A 22,910-nucleotide genomic window follows, 5' to 3' on the forward strand; every position below is an offset into this window, starting at 1 on the left:
TACCAGATGAAATGCCAGCATTAAGTTATTAATAAAAAAAACTAATCACAACCAGCTACTGCTAGCTGTGCACCAAAGCGTGCTGGCACATTATTACTTTTCTCTGGCCTGTTATTTTTAGGTTAGCCCACTCTAAGTATCTAAATTAGAGTGTTTTTCCTTCTTCAGCAACAGATAAATGTGCCTGTTGATTTGCTCAAAGTGTGCCTGTTTTTTGATGAAAGCAAATAACACTGTGTATTCGTCCACATGTAAAAAATACGGTATTGGCATAAAGTGACGACGCAAAGGAACTTAGAAAACGGACGGACGACTACGTTAGCAGACCCTGTCCAGCAGGGATGCTGGACAGGAGCCTACAGGGATGTATTTACGGCGTGTCTGCGTTGTAGTTGACCGCGCCGTTTGAACAGGAGCTTATTACTCCAACTCTGACACAATAACTCACTCCGACTGCAACAATAACTCTTCCAGGCAATGCTGCTGTATGCCGTAGAAGCTTTTGATTTGTTGCACTTGGGCCAGAATCTGTTCGCGGTTTTTGGATTTTTGGCTTTTGACCGCCAGAATCATTTTATTTTTGCTGGTGTGTTCCAGCGAAATGAATTCAAACACCTGAGTTTCATAGCCATAAGCTTCCAGCAGCAAGGCGCGTAGGCTGTCGGTCAGCATTTCGGCTTGTTCACCTAAATGAATACCGTGTTTCAGCATAGGTTGCAGTAAAGGCGGGCTAATCAGTTGTGGCCGCAGTTGTTTATGGCAACATGGCGAGCACATAATCATTGAAGCGCCGGTGCGTATGCCCATATGAATAGCGTAATCCGTAGCTATATCGCAGGCATGCAGCGCTATCATCACGTCTATGCCTTTGGCCTGAAAATGCTTCACATCGCCCTGCTCAAAGCCAATGCCCTTTAAGTTCAAATCGCAGGCGACACCGTTGCATAAATCCACCAGCTCCTGCCTAAGCTCCACTCCTGTCACTTTGGCATTAAGCCCTAACTGGTGTGTTAAGTAATCATGCACCGCAAAAGTCAGATAAGCTTTGCCTGAGCCAAAATCGGCAATATGCACTGCAGGCTTTTGCTTTAAGCCGGTTTGGCTTAAAGCTCGGTCGAATACTTCGACAAACTTATTGATTTGCTTCCATTTACGCGACATGGCTGGCACCAGCTTATGCTGAGCGTCAGTCACACCAAGTTGCTGTAAAAAAGGCCTGTCCAGCGTCAGAAAACGCTGTTTTTCTTTGTCATGAGTCAAGGCTGCAGCAACAGGTGTTGTCTGCTTTATCGCTTTAGTACTGCTAAGCACCTTGCCTTTTTTGCTGACACTCAATTGAGTTTCGCTATCCAAAGCTGTGAAATGAGCAGCTTTAAAATCAGTGCCTAATAAAGTTTGGATCTGTTGCAGCCCCTCAGTCACGGTAAAGTTTTTAGTGATATCTCGGGTTTTATGCCGGTATAAAAAACTTAAGTGCGCAACATCTTTTAACACCACAGGCCGTACTTCAATCCGCACCAGGCTGCTATCCTCGCCCTGATAACTGCTTAACAACAGCTTTTGCCAGCTGTTGTGTTCAAGCTTTTGTGTAAGGAGTTGGATAAAGGCGCTGAAATCTGAAGTACTCACTGATATTCTCTGCAATAAAAAAAGGCCGTTAGTATAAACCTGACAGCTCAAAGCTCCATAGTGCTTTATGGAGCCGACGAGGTTTTTGTCTCTGGCAAAGGTTCTGAGTCAAATTCAATCTGAGACTTTTCGACAAAATACTCAGGAAGTTCAGCCTGTATCGCAGGAGTTAAGTCTTTAAACTCATTGACCTGTTTCACCAGGTTCGCCCTGCCCTTATACAGCTGACTTTCTGCGGTTTCATAGGCTTCCTGCGCTTTGTTTAAGCTCTCTTTGACTCTTAAAAAAGTGGTAAGGAAGGTGCGAAGTTTATTAAACACCGCATCAGCACGTTTGGCCAGTTCTGCTGTGTGTTTATGCTGCTCTTCGTAGCGCCATAACTGCCGCACTATATTCAGGCTGGTTAACAAAGTGGTCGGTGTCGCCACCAAAACATTTTGATTCAGTGCTTGCTGGAATAAGCTTTCATCTGCTTTTAATGCTTCAACAAAAGCTGATTCGATAGGCACAAACATAAACACCAGATCGGGTGAATTCAGGCCAGGCAACTTATGGTAATTACGGTCGGACAGCTCTTTAATACGGGCCGCCATCGAAGCCACATGCTCCTGCAGCGCTAGTTTACGATCGAGCTCGTCTTCTGAATTGATATAACGGCTGTAGGCGTTTAACGACACTTTGGCATCAATAATCAAATGTTTGCCCTGGGGTAAAAACACCACTAAATCCGGCCGCAATTTATTGCCATCTTCCTGAGTGACAGAAAACTCGCGCTGGTAATCCTGGCCTGCTCGCAAGCCGGAACGCTCCAGTACATTTTCTAAAACCAGTTCGCCCCAGTTGCCTTGCGTTTTTTTCTGGCCTTTGAGTGCCACAGCCAGTTGATGGGCTTCTTCGGTGATCTGCTGATTGAGGATTTTTAAATGCTGTAGCTCGTGATTGAGCAGCGCCTGCTGCTGACTGTCTTTCAGGTGAATATCTTCCACTTTGCTTTTAAAGGCATCTAACTGCAAACGGAATGGATTCAACAAGCTATTTAAGGCTTCCTGATTCGAGGCCTGGAAACGCACTGACTTGTCTTCAAAAATTTGCTGTGCCAACTGCTGAAACTCAAGGCTGAGTTGCTGCTTGCTTTGTTGTAACAAAGCCTGTTGCTCGGCGAAATGCTGCTGCTTTTCTTTTAAACTGATTTGCAAAGCGCTGTGCTCGCGCTGCAGCTGCATATAATCCTGCTGCTGGCTTTGATACTGCTGCTTAAGCTCAGTCCAAAGTTCCGATACCTGCTGATACTGACTTTGGCTGCGCGCCAGTTCAGCGGCGTATTTTTGCTGCTGGTAACTTAAGTCTTTAAAGTCGTCCTGCGCCTGTTGCAGCTGTTGCTGAACCTGCTGCAATAAAAGCTTATCATGCTGATTTTGTTGAGCTTGTAGTTGATTTGTGCTTTGCAGTAACAGCAATTCTTGCTGCTTTTTCAGTGATTCTCTGTACCAATACCACAGGCCGCCTGCACAGCAAAGCATCCCCACAGCACAACACAACAATAAAATAAACGAAGCTTGTGGGGTCATGGTCCTCTCGGTATCAGATTAATTAGCGGTTTGCGTTACCTATAGCGCATTTATTTTCAATACAAGCGCTGACTGGAGGCATCAGCATCTGGCAAGTCGACATTAAGCCAAGCTTCTCATTTTGCTGCTTTTTTAGTTTCTGGTAACGTTCACTGGTGTAGCTTAACATTTTTTCATCTGTGTGCAGTGTCGAATAAATCAGATACTGGTCCGGTCCACCACAAGGCCGGGCTCCTACACCAATGACTTTGCATTGGTTATCTTGTTGGCATTCTTTGTTTTCGGTCAGGCGCTCCAGCCGCATTTGTAATTGGCGGGTGTCCAGCTGCAGTTGAGCTAGTGGGCCATCTAACTGGGTGGACAGGTTGTCTTTATCTGCAGGTACAGTAGCGCAACCTGTTAATGCCATGACAAGCAAACTAAGAGTTAACGTTTTTTTCATTTTTTATCTCCTGAACAGCTTGCTCGCCAAAACGACGAAAAGCCCTGCGACAGCGCATGATGAGCCTATCTTAGAGATCGAATGCCAAGCGAACAAGAGAGATACAGCAGAAATTTGTAAGCAATTTATTAACTTGAGTAAAGAGAGCGAAAGAAAACTCTCTTTACTCAGAACAAATGAAGGTGAAAACTAAATCTTCGCTTCCAGCTCAGGCAGAATAGTAAACAAATCACCCACCAGACCGTAATCAGCCACCTGGAAAATCGGGGCTTCAGGGTCTTTGTTGATAGCGACTATAATTTTAGAGTCTTTCATACCCGCTAAATGCTGGATAGCACCTGAGATACCTACTGCAATATACAGATCCGGCGCAACAATTTTTCCTGTCTGACCAACCTGCATATCGTTTGGCACAAAACCAGCGTCAACCGCAGCGCGGGATGCTCCAATAGCGGCGTTCAGTTTGTCGGCTATGCCATTTAACAGCGCAAAGTTTTCGCCATTTTGCATACCGCGACCACCAGAGATGATCACTTTAGCAGCGGTCAGTTCAGGACGCTCTGACTTCGTCAGCTCTTCACTGACAAAACTTGATACACCAGCATCTTTCGCAAGGCTGATACTTTCAATAGCTGCGTTGTTGCCTGTATCTACCGCATCAAAGGCTGCAGAGCGCACTGTCAGCACTTTAATAGTGTCGCTGCTTTTTACCGTCGCTATCGCATTACCAGCGTACACAGGACGCACAAAGGTATCAGCGCTTTCAATAGCGATCACATCGGAAATCTGTGCCACATCTAATAAAGCAGCAACCCTGGGTAAAAAGTTTTTACCGTTGGTCGTTGCGCTCGCCACTATATGCCGATAACTCTTCGCCAATTCGGTCACCAGCAAACTGATATTTTCAGCCAGTTGGTGTTGATACACCGCAGCGTCAGCGTGCAGTACTTTGCTTACGCCTGCTAACGTTGCTGCTTCAGCTGCTACGGCAGCTGAATTAAAACCAGCAACCAACAGATGAATGTCGCCGCCAATCTGACTGGCAGCTTTGACTGCTTTAAAGGTATCTGCCTTCAGACTCTGATTGTTGTGTTCTGCAATAACTAAAATGCTCATCAGATCACCTTCGCTTCTTGTTTTAATTTGGCAACTAACTCGTCTACTGAACTTACGATCACACCAGCCTGTCGGGACGCAGGGGCTGTGACTTTCAGCGTGGCGACGTTAGAACTTAAATTCACGCCGTAACTGTCTGCCGCTTTTACATCCAAAGGTTTTTTCTTTGCTTTCATAATGTTAGGCAGTGACGCATAACGCGGCTCGTTTAAACGCAGATCGGTCGATACTACGGCTGGCAGGGTCAGTTCCACTTGCTGTAAACCACCGTCGATTTCACGGGTGACTTGTACTTTGCCATCGGCTACTACAACTTTGGAGGCGAATGTGCCCTGACCCATACCAGTTAATGCAGCCAGCATCTGGCCTGTCTGGTTATTATCTGAGTCTATGGCTTGTTTACCTAAGATCACCAGTTGCGGCTGCTCGTCAGTCACGACTTTGCTTAATAACTTCGCCACTTGCAGCGAATCTAAACTCAACTCGGTATCGATCTGCAAAGCACGATCTGCTCCTAAAGCCAAAGCTGTACGCAGTTGCTCTTGCACCGCGGCAGGACCTATAGACACCACCACCACTTCTGTTGCAATGCCCGCTTCTTTTAAACGCACCGCTTCTTCCACGGCGATTTCACAAAACGGATTCAATGCCATTTTTACGTTGGCTAAATCCACACCGCTTTGATCGGCTTTTACCCGTACTTTGACGTTGTAATCTATGACCCGTTTGACCGGTACTAAAATCTTCATAAAAACCCCATTCGGCCGCTATACTCAGCACTAAGTTGACGTTAAGGTAAAGCTGATTCTTTCCAGGCAATCAATCTACTTACTGTTGACGTTAACGTCAACCTGAAATACCCTAGCGTAGAGCAGAAGTTCTAAATTTTATGTCAAGATAAGCATCCATCAGCAGAACAAGGCAAAACGCCAGACAAAAAAGATGGATAAGTTGAGGTTGTTGTGGTTGAACGTGAGTCGATGGAATTTGATGTAGTGATAGTTGGTGCTGGCCCTGCGGGTTTGTCGACCGCTATCCGTCTGGCTCAGCAAGCCAAAACTGCTGGTTCTGACATCAGCTTGTGTGTCGTCGAAAAAGGTTCGGAAGTCGGCGCCCATATTTTATCCGGCGCTGTATTTGAACCTCGCGCTTTAAATGAATTATTCCCTGACTGGCAAAAAATGCAGGCTCCCGTAACCGCTTCGGTGACGCGTGACCATATTTATCTGTTCAAAAATGAGACTGCCGCTCAAAAATTGCCTAATTTTTTAGTACCAAAAACCATGCACAACGAAGGCAATTACATTGTCTCTATCAGCAACTTATGCCGCTGGTTAGCCACACAGGCTGAACAGCTGGGTGTTGAGATATTCCCTGGTTTTACCGCAGCAGAATTACTGATAGAAGATGATATCGTCAAAGGCGTGATTACGGGTGAAATGGGCGTAGCTCATGATGGCAGCCAAAAAGACAGTTACGTCCCAGCCATGGAGCTGCGTGGCAAGTACACTGTTTTTGCCGAGGGCTGCCGTGGCCATTTAGGTAAACAACTGATTGCCCGTTTTGAATTAGATAAAGACCGCTCCCCTCAGCATTACGCTTTAGGTTTTAAAGAAATCTGGGATGTGCCGGCAGAGCAGCACCAACAAGGTTTAGTGGTACACAGCGCAGGCTGGCCCTTACAAGACGATACCAGTGGTGGTGGCTATTTGTACCATGCTGAAGGGCAGCAGATCGTGGTCGGCTTAATCGTCGATTTGAACTACAGCAACCCGCATTTGAGTCCTTTTGAAGAATTTCAGCGTTACAAACAACACCCTGTGATTAAACAGTATCTGCAAGGCGGTAAACGCGTCTCTTATGGTGCGCGCGCTATTGCTAAAGGTGGCCTGAATAGTCTGCCGAAGATGACCTTCCCAGGCGGTGTATTGGTGGGTTGTGACGCAGGTACGCTGAACTTTGCCAAAATCAAAGGCAATCACACAGCCATGAAATCCGGCATGCTGGCGGCTGAAACTATTTTTGCTGCATTACAGCAAGAGAAATCTGGTGCTGATCTCACTGAGTTTGCAGAGCATTTTGAGCAAAGCTGGTTATTTGATGAGTTGTTCAGAAGTCGTAACTTTGGCCCGGCGATGCATAAGTTTGGTTCGTTCTGGGGCGGCGCTTTTAACACGCTGGATCAGAATATCTTCGCCGGCAAACTACCCTTCACGTTAAAAGATGACACTCTTGATCATCTGACGTTAAGACCAGCGGCCGAAGCAGCAAAAATTCAGTATGCCAAGCCAGACAATGTGCTTAGCTTTGACCGCCTGTCTTCAGTGTATTTGTCTAACACCAATCATGAAGAAGACCAACCCTGCCATCTGAAACTGGCTGATACCAGTATTCCTGTGGCGGTGAACCTGGCCTTGTATGACGAGCCTGCACAGCGTTATTGCCCTGCCGGCGTCTATGAAATTGTCGAAGACAATAATCAGCCGCGACTGCAGATCAATGCGCAAAACTGTATTCATTGCAAAACCTGCGATATCAAAGACCCACGCCAAAACATCACCTGGGTGACACCAGAAGGTGCAGGTGGTCCGAACTATCCGAATATGTAACAGTCAGGGGGAGATGGGATCAGAAGCAAAAAACTAAAATCGACAGCTTCTGATCCCATTTATTTGCATTTAACTGCGTTATTTTTCAATTTTATTTTTCTGATTATCAAAAAGTTCAATTCTCTGCGATGATTTTGCTGTACTGTTCTTCATGCCAATTGTAATAATAGACAGCTAAGTCTATGTTTATGACACGAATAGATAGCAGCTCAGAACAATAAAAATAGCCCGGAAGGTCATCCATGAGTACAAAAGTGATAAAAAGCAGCGCCAGTAAAGACGATGTCAGTGTAACAGTGCGTCCATTCTCTGCCACTGAAACTGAAGCTGACCTGAATTTTGGTTCGGGCCGCTATATGTATTTCACTGAACGCGACCTGAGCCGGATTTTGTCTAATCTGGATGCTTTGCGAAATAGTGTTTTCCCTATCCCGGCTTCAGATGAAGAAGATGCCAACAGACGTCAGCAACAGTTTCCTTCGGTCTGTTTAATAGGTTTAGGCCGCTGTGGTTCTAATATAGCGCTGGACGTGGCCTCTCTGGTGTACAACGCACGCAGCTTCTATATGAATGAATTTAATATTGAAGAGCGTCAGCAAAAAGAAACCGAATACCGCCCTGTACGCTGGATTAAAAAAGGCCTTAATCTGGATAAATCGCATCAGGTCAAGCCTGTGTTTCTGATTGAACCTTTGGTGATGTTGGGCGATTTAGACAAAGATATTGAAGGTCGTATTCGTTTTTCTCACAAAGGTGAAAAGTCCAATTTCCTGCAGGACTATAACAAAATGAAAATCATGGACTTGTCTGAAGTCCATGCTGGTGGTGCCGGTAACGCTCCTATTCTGGGTCAGTATTTAGCCAAAATCATTCTGAACAAAGACACACAGAAGTTCTCCAACCCGGATTGGAAATTTATTCACTCTTATCTGATTGACTCCTGCGGTATCAAAGCCAACCAATCCCGTTTGTATTTTTATATTTTCAGTGCCGGTGGTGGTACAGGTTCTGGTATGGCGTCAGAGTTCGGTTTGGCGCAGCAGTACGCTTATATGGCCAAAACCTTCGATACCAGACCAGAAACGGAAAACGAAGCGAACGCGGGCCACTCTTTTGTGTTCGAGCCCATTTTCACCAGTGGTATCTGTATTCTGCCGAATATTACAGACCATGGCGTGGAAATGTCAGAAGCGTTGCATATCAACTCAGGCCGCTTGTTATGTAAATACCTGGCGGAAGAATGGGATTTCTCGTACAACCTGGAAAATGAAGACAGTGCTGAGTCCAGCGTGATGCACCGCATTCGTCCTTGGAATGCGATGATGCTGATTTCTAACGACATTATGCGTTATGCTGAAGAAACCGACGATGGTGAAATTCAGCACATCGACGTGAATGCGATGGAGAAATATGCCAACCAGTATATTTCGCAGCAAATCTTCAACATTTTAACAGCACAAGCGGTCACCACAGACTATGACGAAAATTACTTCCGTCGTGCCGGCATCGATATTGGTGAAACCATACGTTTAGACGCCAACGACTTGTTTATGAGTCTGGCAGGCCCTGTGGCTGTAGCTTATGCTGAATCTGTGATCCCAAACGCGCCAGCTGCTGTGGATAAACTGAAACTGTTCGACAAAAACAGCAACAGTGGTTTGAATATTGACGACCTGTTTTTCCGTTCTATTGACCTGCCCCACTTTAACAAAGTGACACAGGCCATTGAGGGCATTAGTTTATTACCTATAGAGTCTGGTCGTTACCGTGAAGCTTTAGCTTCCTATGTGAAAAGCGGCTACGATCCAAAAGATTTAAAAGACCTGCATTTCTTTAAAAACTGCTCGTCTGTGGTGTCGATCATCTCGTTACCAAAAGACTACAAACTGTCATACATGGATTTAAATCGCCTGAAGAGCCATTTAAATACTCTGTTCCCGAACACTACGTTAAAACGTTATGCTTTGGTGATTGGCGCTTCAGCCAATATCTCGCTGACCACATTGATTGTAAAAAGTCCGTGTTTAAGTGACGATTTCCTGACGCTGATTGTGTCGTTCATCAAACGTTGTTTTGCCAAAGACGATTATCGTTTTAATGATTCACTGGACAAAGCCATGCTGGACTTTATCCGTGAAGAGCACTTCGATGAAGAGCGTTTGGACAGCATGCTGCATGAGTTTGAAAACCCGGCGAAAATTCTCGATACCAACTGGTATGCAATTAAACCTATGTACGAGAAAAAATACCGCGAACTTATTCGTAATAAAGACAAGTTTGTCTCTATCAATGACATTCGTTTGTCCCGCGACAGTGTGAAAAAGTCTATTCATTATCTGCGCGAGATCTATCGTCATAAGATCAGTAAAACTAAGGTGATCTCACTGAATAACCTATCAGATAAACCGTCTGAAAAGGCTGCCAAAACTGATCCGGGCGCGGATAAAGCCTAAGCCTGAAGGCCTCCGCACAGCGGGGGCTTTTTTTATAGAGAAACAACACTGTCGTTTTAACCTGCTAATTTTTTGCTTTGGAGTCTTTGATGAAATCCTCTCTATCTTCGCTGCTAACCAGCCTGCTTTTGTGCACTTTTGCTTCACAAGCAGCGTCTCACGACAATATGAATGCCACTCTGTGGTACCAAACCTCAGCTGAATTCAAAGCCAGTGCGATTCAAACCTACCAGACGGCTGCTTTACAGCTGCCCCTTGCTATTGCTGATAAAAACTGGACAGCTTTGCCGAGCCAAACCAGCAACTATCAACAGCTGCCTTTGGCCATTATTGTTGATATTGACGAGACTATTCTGGATAACTCGCCGACTGCAGCGCAAGCTGTGTTATTAAACGCAGGCTATGATCCAAAACGTTGGGATCAATGGGTGGCTATGGCAGCGGCCAAAGCTGTGCCGGGCGCTGTTTCTTTTGTCAATAAAGCTGAAGCCGCCGGGGTAAAAGTGCTGTATATCAGCAATCGTGAGTGCGAAAAACGTGCCGGCGCCACTGACAGCTGTCCACAAAAAGCCGATACGCTGCGTAACTTAAAAACCGTGGGTATAGAGAAGATCGACGCCTCACAAATCTGGCTAAAGTCAGAACAACAAGGCTGGAGCAGCGAAAAAGAAAGCCGCCGTTTGTTGGCAGCGAAAGACTTCCGCATTTTAATGTCGATTGGTGATGACTTTGGCGATTTCCTGCCAGACGTAAAGAAAAATATCACGCCAGAACAGCGTTCAGCCCTGGTCGATACATATCAGGACTACTGGGGTGCCAAATGGTTTGTGTTAGCCAACCCAACTTATGGTTCATGGCAGACCATTTTAAAGCAGCCAAACAGTCAGTATTTGCAGTCTGTACCAGCCACTAAGTAGTCGCTTCTGCTTCGAATAAACAAGGGTATGCTGGCCCTTGTTTATTCGAGGTTATTAAGGTAACGCCTTGCCCCTGGCGGCGACATAAAGCGCATACCAGTGTTCACGGCTTAAATTCACTGTTAAGGCTTTCTGGCAAGCGGCGATACGAGCTGGTGAGGTGGTGCCTATCACTGGCTGAATACCTGCCGGGTGCTTGAGCAAAAACGCCAGAACTATAGCTTCAGCGCTGGTTTGATAGTCTGCGGCTAACTGAGCCACCAATGCCGCTGTCGCTTGCTGTGCTGCTGTTTCGGGCTTGCGGCCTCCGCTAAACAATCCTTGCGCCAGACTGCCCCAGGCTTGCAATTGCACTTTGTGTAACTGACAGTATTCCACTGTGCCATAACTATAATGATGGGCTGCGCCCTCCGGCATAGCCGTCAGTACGTTCTGCTCCAGATAGTTGAAGTCGTTCAGGCTCATTTGCAGCTGATTCGCTACCAAAGGCTCAGGCAATACAGATTGCAGCAACTGCAGTTGTGGCCAACCAAAATTGGACACGCCAAAAGCTTTCACTTTACCTTGTTGTTTCAGCTCTGCAAAAGCTTCAGCCACTTCATCAATCAACATCAATTGATCAGGTCTGTGTAGCAATAAAATATCTATATAGTCGGTTTGCAGTCGTTTTAACGACTGGTGCACTGAATCCAAAATATAACTTTTACTAAAATCATAACGCCCTACTGTGCTTGCGTCGGCAAAGCGAATAGCGCATTTGGTTTGCAGTAGTAATTGGTCACGTAAACCTGAATGCGCTTTTAGATAGTCACCAAACACCGCTTCGGCTTTGCCGCGCGTATAAATATCGGCATGATCAAAAAAGCGAATACCAGCCTCCAGCGCGGCCTCTATCGCGGTGTAAGATAAATCACGCTGCTCTTTACTGGTGGTGGGATGATCCCAACTGCCGCCCAATCCCATACAGCCATAAACTAAGGCATCGGCCTGGGGGAAATAATGCTGAATAGGTAACATCTATGGTCCCTTCTGAAGAGTGAGCTGTAAGTTTACCTGATCTGCCCGCCTTGCCAAGAGCAGGTCCGTTTTCTGCTTTAAAATAAACACCAGCCTTGCCCCTGATGCCTTGAGCCCCTAAACTATCGTCCTTTTTCAACTGCCGGGTGTGAAGCTTTGGACCAAACTACATTGTTTCGTTTGAATAAATTTATCAGTGACACAGGTTTTTGTTCGCGTCGTGAAGCCGACAAGCTGATCGAACAAGGTGTGGTGACGGTTAACGGCTTGCCCGGTACTTTAGGCACCAAAGTGACAGAACAGGATCAGGTACTGGTCCATGGTAAACCATTAAAAGCCAAACCACGGCGGGTGTATCTGGCTTACCATAAAGCAGTGGGCATTACCTGCACCACAGAGCTGGATGTCAAAGGTAATATTATCGACGCTATCGGCTATCCGGAGCGGATATTCCCTATCGGACGGCTGGATAAAGAATCTGAAGGCTTAATTTTCCTGACCAATGATGGTGATATCGTCAATAAAATTCTGCGCGCTGGTAACGAGCACGAAAAAGAATATGTGGTGACGGTCGACAAGCCTATCACTGAACATTTCCTGCGTAAAATGGCATCAGGCGTGCCTATCCTTGAGACTATTACTTTACCTTGCCAGGTGAAACAAATCTCCCGTCAAACCTTTAATATTGTGTTGACTCAGGGCCTGAACCGCCAAATCCGCCGTATGACTGAATTTTTGGGCTTTAATGTGACTAAACTCAAGCGGGTTCGTATTATGAATGTGCGCCTGGCGGAGTTAAAAGCCGGACAATACCGCGAACTGACCCAAGCCGAAATGGCAGAGTTAGAAGCGAAGTTATTAAGCTCGAGTAAAACAGAAGAAGCCTCAGCGATGGCACCAAAAGCCAACATAACCTCAAGACGCAGCTAATGAATAAACAGCTGCGCTGGTTTCTGCTGCTTTGTGGTTATCTGCTGGTGTTGATACTGGCAGCTTCAGCCGCACAGCACTGGAACTATCGGCAACTGACACTCAAAGCGCAGCATCAAAGCGACAATCTCGCCGCTTTCATTCGCTACGAAATAGGTCGCTACGCTGATTTACCGAGGCAAATAGCCAGTTCGGACTTATTACAATCCTTGTTACTTGACTTACCGCGCAGTACAGAGCAACTGAATCAATATTTGTTCCAATTGCAGCGTAGCGCTGATGTCGCCGATCTCTATCTGGTAAACCCGTCAGGCATTGTCATAGCCAGCTCCAATGCCAACGGAAAAATTTATTATCTGGGCCGTGATTTTGGTTTCAGGCCTTATGTACAGCAAGCTCTGACCGGCCAGGACGCTCAGTATTATGCGCTGGGCCATACCAGTGAGCGCCGGGGTTACTACTACAGTGTGCCTGTGCGTATTCAGAATAAAATTCTGGCGGTGATGGTAGCTAAGGTCGATCTGGAGCCTATAGAACAACATCAGCAGCAAATTGCCGGTTTAGCCGATAGTCATTTTATGGTCACAGGCCAAAGTGATGAGGTATTTTTATCTGATGTGCCCCAGTGGCGTTTAACCAGCCTGACGGGGCGCTCCTTAACGGCTTCAGAGCAACAAAGATATATCACTCAGGCGATAGAACCTCTGCATTATTCGGTGGGCTCCGCCTTGCTGGCGTCTTCTTACCCGTTGTGGCATTTACCTGTTGACGATAAAACCCTGAGCTTTTTGCCCTACCAGCGCACCTTAGCTGAATTTGGTTGGACTCTGACTGTACTGGCCTCTCCGACTCCGCATCGTTCAGCATTGTGGTCAGCCCTGTTACTGGTCACTTTAATCTACAGCTCCGCCTTACTTGCAGTGTGGGTGAGACGCGAGCGGAAAAAACGTCATCTGCAGTTGCTGCAGCATAATCAGCAACTGGAACAAAGAGTGATAGCCCGTACCAAGGATTTAGCGGAAACCAACCGACAGTTGATACGCCAGATTGAACGACGCGAACAAACCGAAACTGAACTGGCCCAAACCGAACAACATCTGGTGCAAACCGCTAAACTTGCGACCATAGGCGCTTTATCTGCGTCGCTGAATCACGAACTGAATCAGCCACTGACAGCCTTGCAAAGTTATGCTCAGACGACTGAAAAGCTTATAGACAAAGGTTATCTGGATGATGCCAAAACTAATATTCAGGCGATGCGCCAGTTAATGCAGCGACTGAGTGTCATAGTGGCGCAGTTTAAAGATTTCAGCCGTAAAAGTTCTGGCAAAAGTCAGTTGGTGCAGGTGAATAAACTCGTGCTGGACGCGCTGGGTATAGTGAAGCACCAATGTCAGCAACAAGGGGTAAAAGTGCGACTGCAACTGCCTGAGCAGTCCCCCTCGGTTCTGGCCGACAGTATTCAATTGGAGCAAGTGCTGGTGAATATTCTGACCAATGGCGTGCAGGCGATGGCAGGACAAGCAGACGCAGCTTTTCATATTGCAGTCAGAACACAAGCACAGCAGGTCAGCATTCATATCCGTGATCAGGGCCCAGGTATAGAACCTCATCATTTAGAACGTATTTTTGAGGCTTTCTTTAGCACCAAGCAACGAGATGGCCTTGGTTTGGGCCTTTCTATCTCGCAACGTATAGTACAATCCTTTGGTGGTCAGCTTGAGGTGCGTAATACCCCACAAGGTGGAGCTGAGTTTATTATTGTGCTTTTGACAGCAACGACGGGGTCTTAAATGGCAAACATAGAGCAGCAGCTTCCAGCTATTATTTTTATTGACGATGAAGCCGATATTCGAAGTGCCGTCAGTCAGCTGTTTAAACTTGAAGATTTGCCTTGTATCACCACAGCCAACCCAGGTGAAGTGTTAAGTCGCATCAATACAACCTTCAACGGTATTGTCATTACCGATATGCATATGCCTGCTTTAAACGGCCTGGAATTGCTACAGAAAATTCATGCCATTGACGCCGAAATACCAGTCGTTATGTTGACAGGTTATGGTGCTGTATCCCTTGCGGTGAAAGCGATGCAACAAGGCGCTTATGATTTTCTGGAAAAACCCTTTGATAACGATCATCTGGTTGAAGTCAGCCGCCGTGCTTTGGAAAAACGTCATTTAGTACTGGAAAACCGTCAATTAAAAGCAGCGGTTGAACGGGAACAGCAACCCGGTTTACGGATCTTAGGACAAAGCCCGGCGATGCAGCAGCTGCGACGCACTTTGGATGCGGTGATCAATGCTCCTGCTGATGTGTTGATTTACGGTGAAACCGGCACAGGAAAAGAGCTGGTCGCACGTTACCTGCATGAACAAAGCGACAGACGTCAACATAATTTCGTCGCTATTAACTGCGGCGCTATTCCGGAGCAGTTGATTGAAAGTGAGCTGTTTGGCGCCGAAGCCGGAGCTTTTACCGGTGCAGACAAAAAACGTATAGGTAAGTTTGAGTTCGCTAATGGCGGCACCTTGCTGCTGGATGAAATAGAAAGTACCCCCCTGTCTTTGCAAGTCAAACTACTGCGGGTGCTGGAAGAGCGCAAAGTCACCCGCTTAGGTTCCAACCAGGCGATTGAGCTGGATATCAGGGTGATAGCAGCCAGTAAAGCGGATCTAAAACAGCTGGCAGGTACAGGAGAATTTCGTAGCGACTTGTATTACCGTTTGTCTTTGGTAGATTTACAGCTGCCCCCCTTACGTCAGCGCAAAGACGATGTATTTTTATTGTTTTCACATTTTGCCCGCATTGCTGCCGCGCGTTTTCATAAAGAATATATCCCACTTCAAACGGCCGAGTTACAGCAACTGGCGCAGCACTCATGGCCCGGTAATGTTCGGGAATTGCGCAATATGGCCGAGCGTTATGTGTTAATGGGCGCGGATATAGCTTTTAATCAACAGCCACATAAAGCAGAGCATGGCATCACAGGCAGTATGAGTTTACAACAACGGGTGGAGTACTACGAAAAGATGCTGCTGGAAGAAGCTCTGAACCAGCATAAGGGCGCTATGAAAGCTGTCATGGCAGAGCTGGATTTACCCCGTAAAACCTTGTACGACAAAATGGCAAAATACCAACTGACCCGCCGTGATTTTCTGGATAAAAACGAAGACTAATTATGGTCTTGTGTGGATTTGGTGACAGTACTCATTTTGCTTTGTGTGGAAATCCACACAAGCTTTTGCAATTAGCTAGAAATTCACACCTAACCACCTGTATTTAAACAATATTTAAAAGAATAAAAAGCTGGCGTCCTCTTTGCTATTCACTGTCTGACAGGGAGATTTTCTCCATAATCAGAGAGACTATAACAATGAAAAACAAAGCCATAAAGCTGTTATCCAGCCTTTATATCCAGGTGTTACTCGCCATCAGCATAGGTATCTTTTTAGGTCATTTTTACCCGGAGCTCGGCACCGCCATGCAGCCTCTGGGCACAGCGTTTATCAAGCTGATTAAAATGATTATCGCGCCCATTATCTTTTGTACCGTAGTGGTGGGGATAGCAGGTATGGAGGATATGAAAAAAGTCGGAAAAACAGGGGGTTACGCCCTACTCTATTTTGAAATTGTCTCTACCATCGCTTTAATTATTGGTTTAGTGGTGATTAATGTCGTCAAACCTGGTGTGGGTATGCATATAGACCCGGCCAGTCTGGACCAGCAATCCATCAGTAAGTACACAGCTCCTGATCAGATGCAAAGCACTACAGATTTTTTACTGAACGTGATCCCAAGCAGCGTATTTGACGCCTTTGCCCGCGGTGACATGCTGCAAGTACTGTTTTTCTCTATTTTGTTTGGTTTTGCGCTGCAGCGTTTAGGCGGCCGGCAGAATCTGATTTTTGGTTATGTCGAGAAAAGCTCTGAAGTATTATTTGCCATAGTGCATATGCTGATGAAAGTCGCCCCTATCGGAGCTTTTGGTGCCATGGCCTTTACCATAGGTAAATATGGTATTGCGACTTTATGGTCTTTAGCTGGCTTAATGGCCACCTTCTACATTACCTGTTTAGTCTTTATTTTTGTCGTGCTGGGCTCTATTTGCCGCTACCACGGCTTTTCGATTACCAAATTTATCCGCTATATCAAAGAAGAACTGCTGATTGTCTTAGGTACTTCGTCTTCTGAATCTGTGCTGCCACGCATGATGGCGAAACTGGAGAAGCTGGGCGCGACCAAGTCCACCGTAGGTTTAGTGATACCAACAGGGTATTCCTTTAATCTTGATGGCACTGCCATTTACCTGACCATGGCTGCTGTATTTATTGCCCAGGCTACGGATACGCCTATGGATTTAACTCAGCAACTGACTCTGCTTGCCGTATTATTAGTGACGTCAAAAGGCGCAGCTGGCGTCACAGGCAGTGGTTTTATTGTTCTGGCGGCAACATTGGCTTCTGTAGGCTCAGTGCCTGTGGCTGGTATAGCCTTGATTTTAGGCATAGACAGATTTATGTCTGAAGCACGGGCTTTAACCAACTTAATAGGCAACGGTGTTGCGACTTTAGTCGTGTCAAAATGGTGTGGCGAGTTGGATACAGCGCAACTGGATAAGGAGCTTGCCCAAGGTGCAATACCGCAGCAAACGACTCCAATAGCGACTGCCGCAACAGTGGAGGTGCAGCATGGTTAAGTCGTATGTATCCGCTGCCATTTGCACCACTCTGGCCTTTAGCTCAGCGGCCAATGCCTTTGAATGGGATTGGTACGGCAAACTTGAATTACAGGCGCTGGATGTGGACAAGGGCTTGTACAGGTATGCCGATGAGGGCCACCAGATTGAGGCGCCTTTCTCACGCTTAGGTGTAAAAGCCAAACATCAATTAACCGACGGTTTGGCGCTGATTGCGGTGTACGAATGGCAAGTGAACGGTCTGGATGACGCTAACAAAGATCACAGACTAGGTTCCCGTAACACCTATATTGGCGTTGCCGGGACTTATGGCGAACTGGTGTTTGGTAAAAACGACACCAAGTTTAAAAAGTCTGAAGGCAAAATCGATTTATTTAACGAGACAGTGGCCGATATCGCTCAAATTACGCCAGGTCAGGACAGGCTTGAAAATGTGATTGGCTACCAGTCTCCGGTGATTGAGGGTTTTAACTTATCTGCCACTTACCAAACAGGAGCCAGCGACGAGGTTGCTGGTGGCTACGATTGGGTGCTGGGCTATGGCGACCCTGCTTTAAAAAAGTACCCGCTGTATCTGGCCTATGGCCGTACAGACGAGCTGAATAACATCACTGCAGAACGTTTATTGGCTCAGATGCCTTTGTGGCAACTGAATGGATCGACACTTGCTGCCGGCCTGATGTATCAACACAGTGAAGATGTGGTGCGCAACATAGCAGGCGATGCCTGGCTGGCTCAGCTGAGTTATCAGCGTGGTGACTGGACTTACAAGTGGCAATGGCAAAAAGATGACAGCCAAACCCGCCATGCAGAAAATGCACGCCTGCATAACATCGGATTGGATTATCAATGGCGAAACAATTTGACGGCTTACCTGCTTCTGTCCAAACTCAAGTTCGAAACCGATAAAGATCATGCGGCCGCTTTAGGCCTGAAGTTTTTATTCTGAACATACCGGAGCTTAGCTCCGGTTGCTTTAAGTAAGGATTATCTATGTCACCTGTTACCCGCCGCTTATTTCTACTCTGCGGTCCTTTATTGCTTTTACTGACTATTCTTCTGCCTGCGCCAGCGACAGAAATGAGCCAGGCCGCCTGGATGGTCACAGGCTTAATGGCCTGGATGGTGCTGTGGTGGATCACCGAAATAGTACCTATCCCAGTCACCTCGTTACTGCCGATGATTTTTATTCCTCTGCTGGGTATAGATAAACTCGATGCAGCAACATCCCCTTATGCGCATCCACTAATATTTTTGTTTTTCGGCGGCTTTTTCCTGTCTATTGCGATGGAAAAAACCAATTTGCATAAACGTATCGCTTTAAAAGCCTTGTCTTTAGTTGGTACTTCTCCAGGCTTGCAAATAGCGGCTTTAATGGGTGTGACTGCGTTTTTGTCGATGTGGATGTCCAATACAGCCACTGCTGTCATGATGTTGCCCATTGGTTTGTCCATTATCGCCATGGCCAATGCTTCAACTCAGGACCAGTTTGGTAAAGCTGTGTTATTAGGTATTGCCTATAGCGCCAGTATTGGCGGTATAGCAACTCTGATAGGGACACCACCTAATGCGTTATTAGCTGCTTATCTGTCGAAAAGTTATGGTATGCAAATCAGTTTTGCCGATTGGATGATTTTGGGGGTGCCATTGGCGCTGACTATGCTGATCATTTGTTGGCTATGGCTGACAAAGGTACATTTTCGCATGCCTAAATCAGAGGCCAGTCAGAATGATACGCCGGCCCAGTTAAAAGCTTTGGGTTTGATGTCACGTTCACAAAAACTGGTGCTGATGGTGTTCGCTCTGGCTGCGTTGAGCTGGATCAGTCAACAATGGTTGGTGAAATGGACTGGATTACCCATCAGCGACACCGTGATTGCACTTTGCGCCGCTGCTTTATTGTTCTTATTACCGGGTGAAAAAGGCTCTGGCACTGCGTTGTTGGAATGGAAAGACAGTCAAAACGTGCCTTGGGGCGTGTTATTGCTGTTTGGCGGCGGTTTGAGTATGGCCGATCAGATCCAAAAAACCGGTGTGGCTGAACTCTTAGCGCAACAATTACAGTTACTGGACGGAGTGCCACCTATTTTACTGCTAGTCACTGTCACTAGTCTGATCATCTTCCTGACAGAAGTCACCAGCAATACCGCGACTGCTGCAGCCTTCCTGCCGCTATTAGGCCCTGTTGCTGTCTCAATGGAATTGTCACCACTGTATTTAGTCGTACCAGCCGCCTTAGCCGCCAGCTTCGCCTTTATGATGCCAGTGGCAACGCCGCCAAACGCTATTGTGTTTGCGTCAGGTAAGTTGCAGATCAAAGATATGGTAAGAGCAGGCCTGGTGCTGAATCTGGTCGGTATAGTGGCGATTAGCTTGTTTAGTCTGTGGTTAGGGCCACAGCTTGTAAGTTAGACCGTTCAACAGATTAGCAATAGAAGCGGCTTTGGCCGCTTTTTTTGTGTCACACCTATGGTTCCAAATCACCGAAATACTTTAGACATTCTGAAACGAAAAAAGCAGCCTTCAGGCTGCTTTTTTCTTAATTTGGAGCGGGCAACGAGGCTCGAACTCGTGACCTCGACCTTGGCAAGGTCGCGCTCTACCAACTGAGCTATGCCCGCTTAGGCATTGTGCAGATAACAATCTGCTTTGGTATTTTATCTTTCTAGCTTATCTCAACATAGTGCTGTTGAGATGGTGCCCGGGGCCGGACTTGAACCGGCACGCCCTTTCGAGCGAGGGATTTTAAATCCCTTGTGTCTACCGATTTCACCACCCGGGCAAACACTTTTCAATTTTGCATTACAGCCAACAGCATCTAACCAAATAACGCATTAAATGGAGGCGGGTCCCGGAGTCGAACCGAGGTGGACGGATTTGCAATCCGCTGCATGGCCATTCTGCCAACCCGCCATTTGGCGTACGACTTGGAGCGGGCAACGAGGCTCGAACTCGTGACCTCGACCTTGGCAAGGTCGCGCTCTACCAACTGAGCTATGCCCGCTTTGTACTGGCCATTCGCCGTAACACGAGACGCATTCTACTGGTTTATGCTTTTACGTCAACCACAAATTTATGCTTTTAAATTCGTTTGCTCAAAAAGTAGCTTCACTGCTGTTTTTGCAAACTTTTTCCGCTTATTTACTCAGCGCTGGCCAGGATGCTTTCAGGTAAACCAACATTGACCAGACGGTCAGTAAAGTGGCTATATACAGAAGCGCCATACTTAAATCAGTCAGCCAGCCTACGGGTTGCCAAATCAAGCCAATCAATGCCAACATCTGAGCTGCTGTTTTGTATTTACCCACTTCTGACACGGCCACCTGAGCACGCTGCCCTACTCCAGCCATCCATTCACGCAACGCTGAAATTAAAATCTCGCGGCTAATCATTATAAAAGCCGGAATAGTCACCCACAGCGTTTGCATATCTACGGCAATAAGTACCAATGCTGCTGCAACCATCAGTTTGTCTGCGACCGGGTCTAAAAAAGCACCAAAAGGAGTCATCAGCTGCATCTTGCGAGCTAAATAACCGTCTAACATGTCAGTGATAGCGGCAAACCAAAAAGCAAAAGCAGCAAAAAAACGGGCGTGTTCCAGTTCAGAGTAGAAGCAGAATAAACAAACCGGGATCAAACACAATCGGAACAGAGTCAACAGATTTGGAATATTCCACATAACGCTACTTCTCAAAGTCGGCACAAATTTTTAGTTATTGTGACATGCCTGGTAAATCTTTTCGGCCTGTTGCCTGGAAATTCCCGGTACTGTCGCGAGTTCGTCCACTGAAGCCTGCATTACGCCATGCAAACCTCCGAGGTATTGTAACAAAGCTTGTCGGCGTTTCTCACCTACTCCATCGATATTTTCCAGCGGGCTTTTAATAATGGCTTTACCGCGTTTATTGCGATGGCCTGTAATGGCAAAACGGTGCGCTTCGTCGCGGATTTGTTGAATTAAGTGCAAAGCCGGCGATTCAGTGGGCAAAGAAAACCCTGCCGGGTTCTCAGGTAAAATTAAAGTTTCTAAACCAGGTTTACGGCTGGTGCCTTTTGCTACCCCCACCAATAAAGGTTTTTTCGCAAAAGGCCAGTCACTGAAAAAGTTAATAGCCTGAGTCAATTGCCCCTGGCCACCGTCTATTAAAATCAAATCAGGAATACGGCTTTCATCGGTGAGTTTGCCATAGCGTTTATTCAACGCAAATAACATAGCGGCATAATCATCACCTGGTGTGATACCCTCAACATTAAAACGACGGTATTCGCTTTTGTTCGGCCCCTGGCCATCAAACACCACACAAGATGCAATAGTCGACTGGCCCATGGTATGACTGATATCAAAACATTCCATTCGTTCTAAAGACTCAAGCTTCAGAGTTTGTCTGAGCTCGCGGTAGCGCACAGCCACCTGCTCTTTCACTGATAATTTAGTCGCAGCAGCAAGCTGAGCATTTTTTTGTGCCAAAGCTAAATATCGGGCTTTTTCACCCCGTTTGGCGTAAACAAAACTCACTTTACGTTGCGCTAATTCACCAATAGCTTGTGCCAGCTGTTCATCTTCCGCCACTTGCTCGCTCAAGACCAGCTCTCTAGGCACCATCTGACCACCAGCGCCACTTAAATAAAATTGTGCCAAAAATGACGGTAAAATTTCTTCTGGCTCAGAACCCGCCGGCACTTTAGGGAAAAAGTTTTTACTGCCCAGCACCTTGTGATCCCGAATAAAAAGCACGTGGATACAAGCCACTCCATGTGACCACTCCAGCGCTATCACATCCATCTCTTCGTGATCACCACTGACGTATTGCTGTTCCTGCACTTTGCGTAAGCTAATGATTTGATCGCGAAACTGCGCCGCTTTTTCAAAAGCCATTTCGCTACTGGCTTGTTCCATTTGCTGCACCAGTTGTTCTATTAATTGCTGACTTTTTCCGGATAAAAACAACGAGGTATTTTTTACCTGAGCCGCATAGTCTTCGTCTGAGATTTTGCCCACACAAGGCGCTGAACAAAGTTTTAGCTGGTACTGCAAACAAGGCCGGGTACGGGCTCGGTAAAAGCCGTCCTCACACTGGCGTATAGGAAATACTTTTTGTAATAGCTTTAAGCTTTCCCACACTGCGCCGGCACTTGGATAAGGACCAAAATACTGGCCTTCCACTTTACGGGGCCCACGATGTGAGCTGATCCTGGGATGCTTATGGTTGGTGATCAAAATAAAAGGATAAGATTTATCGTCCCGCAGTAAAATATTGTATTTCGGCAGGTACTGCTTAATCAGGTTGTTTTCTAAAATCAGCGCTTCGGTTTCACTTTGTGTCACCGTCAGCTCTACGCTATGAATATGGCTGACTAAGGCCCGGGTTTTACTGCCGGAGACATTCTGGCGGAAATAACTGGATAAACGCTTTTTCAGATCTTTAGCTTTACCGACATAAATGACGGTCTCTTTCTGATCAAGCATACGATACACGCCCGGCAAATGAGGCGCTGTTTTCAGGAAGCTTTTGGCATCAAACATTAAATTTA

17 protein-coding genes and 4 tRNA genes are annotated in these 22,910 nt (G+C 46.5%); 9 read left to right on the forward strand and 12 right to left on the reverse strand.

Annotated elements, in window-relative coordinates:
- Nucleotides 1–444 precede the first annotated feature (444 nt).
- The 5 genes from IEW88_RS13330 to IEW88_RS13350 all read right to left on the reverse strand — a co-directional run bounded on the left by IEW88_RS13330 (nt 445) and on the right by IEW88_RS13350 (nt 5,504).
- The gene (locus IEW88_RS13330) at nt 445–1,629 is read right to left on the reverse strand and encodes a class I SAM-dependent methyltransferase (RefSeq protein ID WP_147904718.1); all 1,185 of its coding nucleotides are present in this window, start codon (nt 1,627–1,629) and stop codon (nt 445–447) included.
- Between the two features lie 65 nt (nt 1,630–1,694).
- Nucleotides 1,695–3,197: a DNA recombination protein RmuC gene (locus tag IEW88_RS13335; protein WP_147904717.1), complete on the reverse strand. Its 1,503-nt coding sequence runs from the start codon at nt 3,195–3,197 to the stop codon at nt 1,695–1,697.
- Nucleotides 3,198–3,219: 22 nt separating this feature from the next.
- A complete protein-coding gene (locus IEW88_RS13340; protein WP_147904716.1) occupies nt 3,220–3,639 on the reverse strand; it encodes a putative periplasmic lipoprotein in 420 nt (139 codons plus the stop codon).
- A gap of 189 nt (nt 3,640–3,828) precedes the next feature.
- The gene (locus tag IEW88_RS13345; RefSeq protein ID WP_147904715.1) at nt 3,829–4,755 is read right to left on the reverse strand and encodes an electron transfer flavoprotein subunit alpha/FixB family protein; all 927 of its coding nucleotides are present in this window, start codon (nt 4,753–4,755) and stop codon (nt 3,829–3,831) included.
- The gene (locus IEW88_RS13350; RefSeq protein ID WP_147904714.1) at nt 4,755–5,504 is read right to left on the reverse strand and encodes an electron transfer flavoprotein subunit beta/FixA family protein; all 750 of its coding nucleotides are present in this window, start codon (nt 5,502–5,504) and stop codon (nt 4,755–4,757) included. The genes IEW88_RS13345 and IEW88_RS13350 overlap by 1 nt, the downstream gene beginning before the upstream one ends.
- A 231-nt stretch (nt 5,505–5,735) precedes the next feature.
- Between IEW88_RS13350 and IEW88_RS13355 the strand changes: the two genes are divergently transcribed.
- From IEW88_RS13355 to IEW88_RS13365, 3 genes are all read left to right on the forward strand, one after another.
- Nucleotides 5,736–7,364 carry an electron transfer flavoprotein-ubiquinone oxidoreductase gene (locus IEW88_RS13355; protein WP_147904739.1) on the forward strand — a complete coding sequence of 543 codons (1,629 nt, stop codon included), beginning with the start codon at nt 5,736–5,738 and terminating at the stop codon, nt 7,362–7,364.
- A 356-nt stretch (nt 7,365–7,720) separates the two neighbouring features.
- Nucleotides 7,721–9,817 (forward strand): hypothetical protein, encoded by a 2,097-nt coding sequence (locus IEW88_RS13360; protein WP_229670503.1) that lies wholly within the window; start codon nt 7,721–7,723, stop codon nt 9,815–9,817.
- Nucleotides 9,818–9,906: 89 nt separating this feature from the next.
- Entirely contained in the window at nt 9,907–10,734 is an 828-nt protein-coding gene (locus IEW88_RS13365; protein WP_147904712.1) for an HAD family acid phosphatase, read from the forward strand.
- A 54-nt stretch (nt 10,735–10,788) separates the two neighbouring features.
- On the opposite strand, the gene IEW88_RS13370 is transcribed toward IEW88_RS13365, so the two are convergent.
- Nucleotides 10,789–11,751 carry an aldo/keto reductase gene (locus IEW88_RS13370; protein WP_147904711.1) on the reverse strand — a complete coding sequence of 321 codons (963 nt, stop codon included), beginning with the start codon at nt 11,749–11,751 and terminating at the stop codon, nt 10,789–10,791.
- A gap of 156 nt (nt 11,752–11,907) precedes the next feature.
- On the opposite strand from IEW88_RS13370, the gene IEW88_RS13375 reads away from it, so the two are divergent.
- The 6 genes from IEW88_RS13375 (at nt 11,908) to IEW88_RS13400 (ending at nt 19,789) form a co-directional block, all read left to right on the forward strand.
- Nucleotides 11,908–12,681, forward strand: coding sequence for a pseudouridine synthase (locus tag IEW88_RS13375; RefSeq protein ID WP_147904710.1), 774 nt, complete (start codon nt 11,908–11,910; stop codon nt 12,679–12,681).
- Entirely contained in the window at nt 12,681–14,474 is a 1,794-nt protein-coding gene (locus IEW88_RS13380; RefSeq protein ID WP_147904709.1) for a sensor histidine kinase, read from the forward strand. Before IEW88_RS13375 ends, IEW88_RS13380 begins: the two co-directional genes overlap by 1 nt.
- Nucleotides 14,475–15,857: a sigma-54-dependent transcriptional regulator gene (locus IEW88_RS13385; protein WP_147904708.1), complete on the forward strand. Its 1,383-nt coding sequence runs from the start codon at nt 14,475–14,477 to the stop codon at nt 15,855–15,857.
- Between the two features lie 197 nt (nt 15,858–16,054).
- Nucleotides 16,055–17,377, forward strand: coding sequence for a dicarboxylate/amino acid:cation symporter (locus IEW88_RS13390; protein WP_147904707.1), 1,323 nt, complete (start codon nt 16,055–16,057; stop codon nt 17,375–17,377).
- Nucleotides 17,370–18,326 (forward strand): porin, encoded by a 957-nt coding sequence (locus IEW88_RS13395; RefSeq protein ID WP_147904706.1) that lies wholly within the window; start codon nt 17,370–17,372, stop codon nt 18,324–18,326. Before IEW88_RS13390 ends, IEW88_RS13395 begins: the two co-directional genes overlap by 8 nt.
- 44 nt (nt 18,327–18,370) lie before the next feature.
- The gene (locus tag IEW88_RS13400; RefSeq protein ID WP_147904705.1) at nt 18,371–19,789 is read left to right on the forward strand and encodes an SLC13 family permease; all 1,419 of its coding nucleotides are present in this window, start codon (nt 18,371–18,373) and stop codon (nt 19,787–19,789) included.
- A gap of 133 nt (nt 19,790–19,922) precedes the next feature.
- On the opposite strand, the gene IEW88_RS13405 is transcribed toward IEW88_RS13400, so the two are convergent.
- The 6 genes from IEW88_RS13405 to uvrC form a co-directional block, all read right to left on the reverse strand.
- Nucleotides 19,923–19,998, reverse strand: a tRNA-Gly gene (locus tag IEW88_RS13405).
- Between the two features lie 74 nt (nt 19,999–20,072).
- Nucleotides 20,073–20,159 (reverse strand) — tRNA-Leu (locus IEW88_RS13410).
- A 57-nt stretch (nt 20,160–20,216) separates the two neighbouring features.
- Nucleotides 20,217–20,290, reverse strand: a tRNA-Cys gene (locus tag IEW88_RS13415).
- Nucleotides 20,291–20,305: 15 nt separating this feature from the next.
- Nucleotides 20,306–20,381 (reverse strand) — tRNA-Gly (locus IEW88_RS13420).
- A 133-nt stretch (nt 20,382–20,514) separates the two neighbouring features.
- Nucleotides 20,515–21,057: a CDP-diacylglycerol--glycerol-3-phosphate 3-phosphatidyltransferase gene (gene pgsA, locus IEW88_RS13425; RefSeq protein ID WP_147904704.1), complete on the reverse strand. Its 543-nt coding sequence runs from the start codon at nt 21,055–21,057 to the stop codon at nt 20,515–20,517.
- Nucleotides 21,058–21,087: 30 nt separating this feature from the next.
- Entirely contained in the window at nt 21,088–22,902 is a 1,815-nt protein-coding gene (gene uvrC, locus IEW88_RS13430) for an excinuclease ABC subunit UvrC (protein WP_147904703.1), read from the reverse strand.
- Nucleotides 22,903–22,910: the final 8 nt, after the last annotated feature.

Origin of the sequence: Rheinheimera tangshanensis (assembly GCF_014645135.1) — a bacterium.
In the GTDB taxonomy this organism is placed as follows: domain Bacteria; phylum Pseudomonadota; class Gammaproteobacteria; order Enterobacterales; family Alteromonadaceae; genus Pararheinheimera; species Pararheinheimera tangshanensis.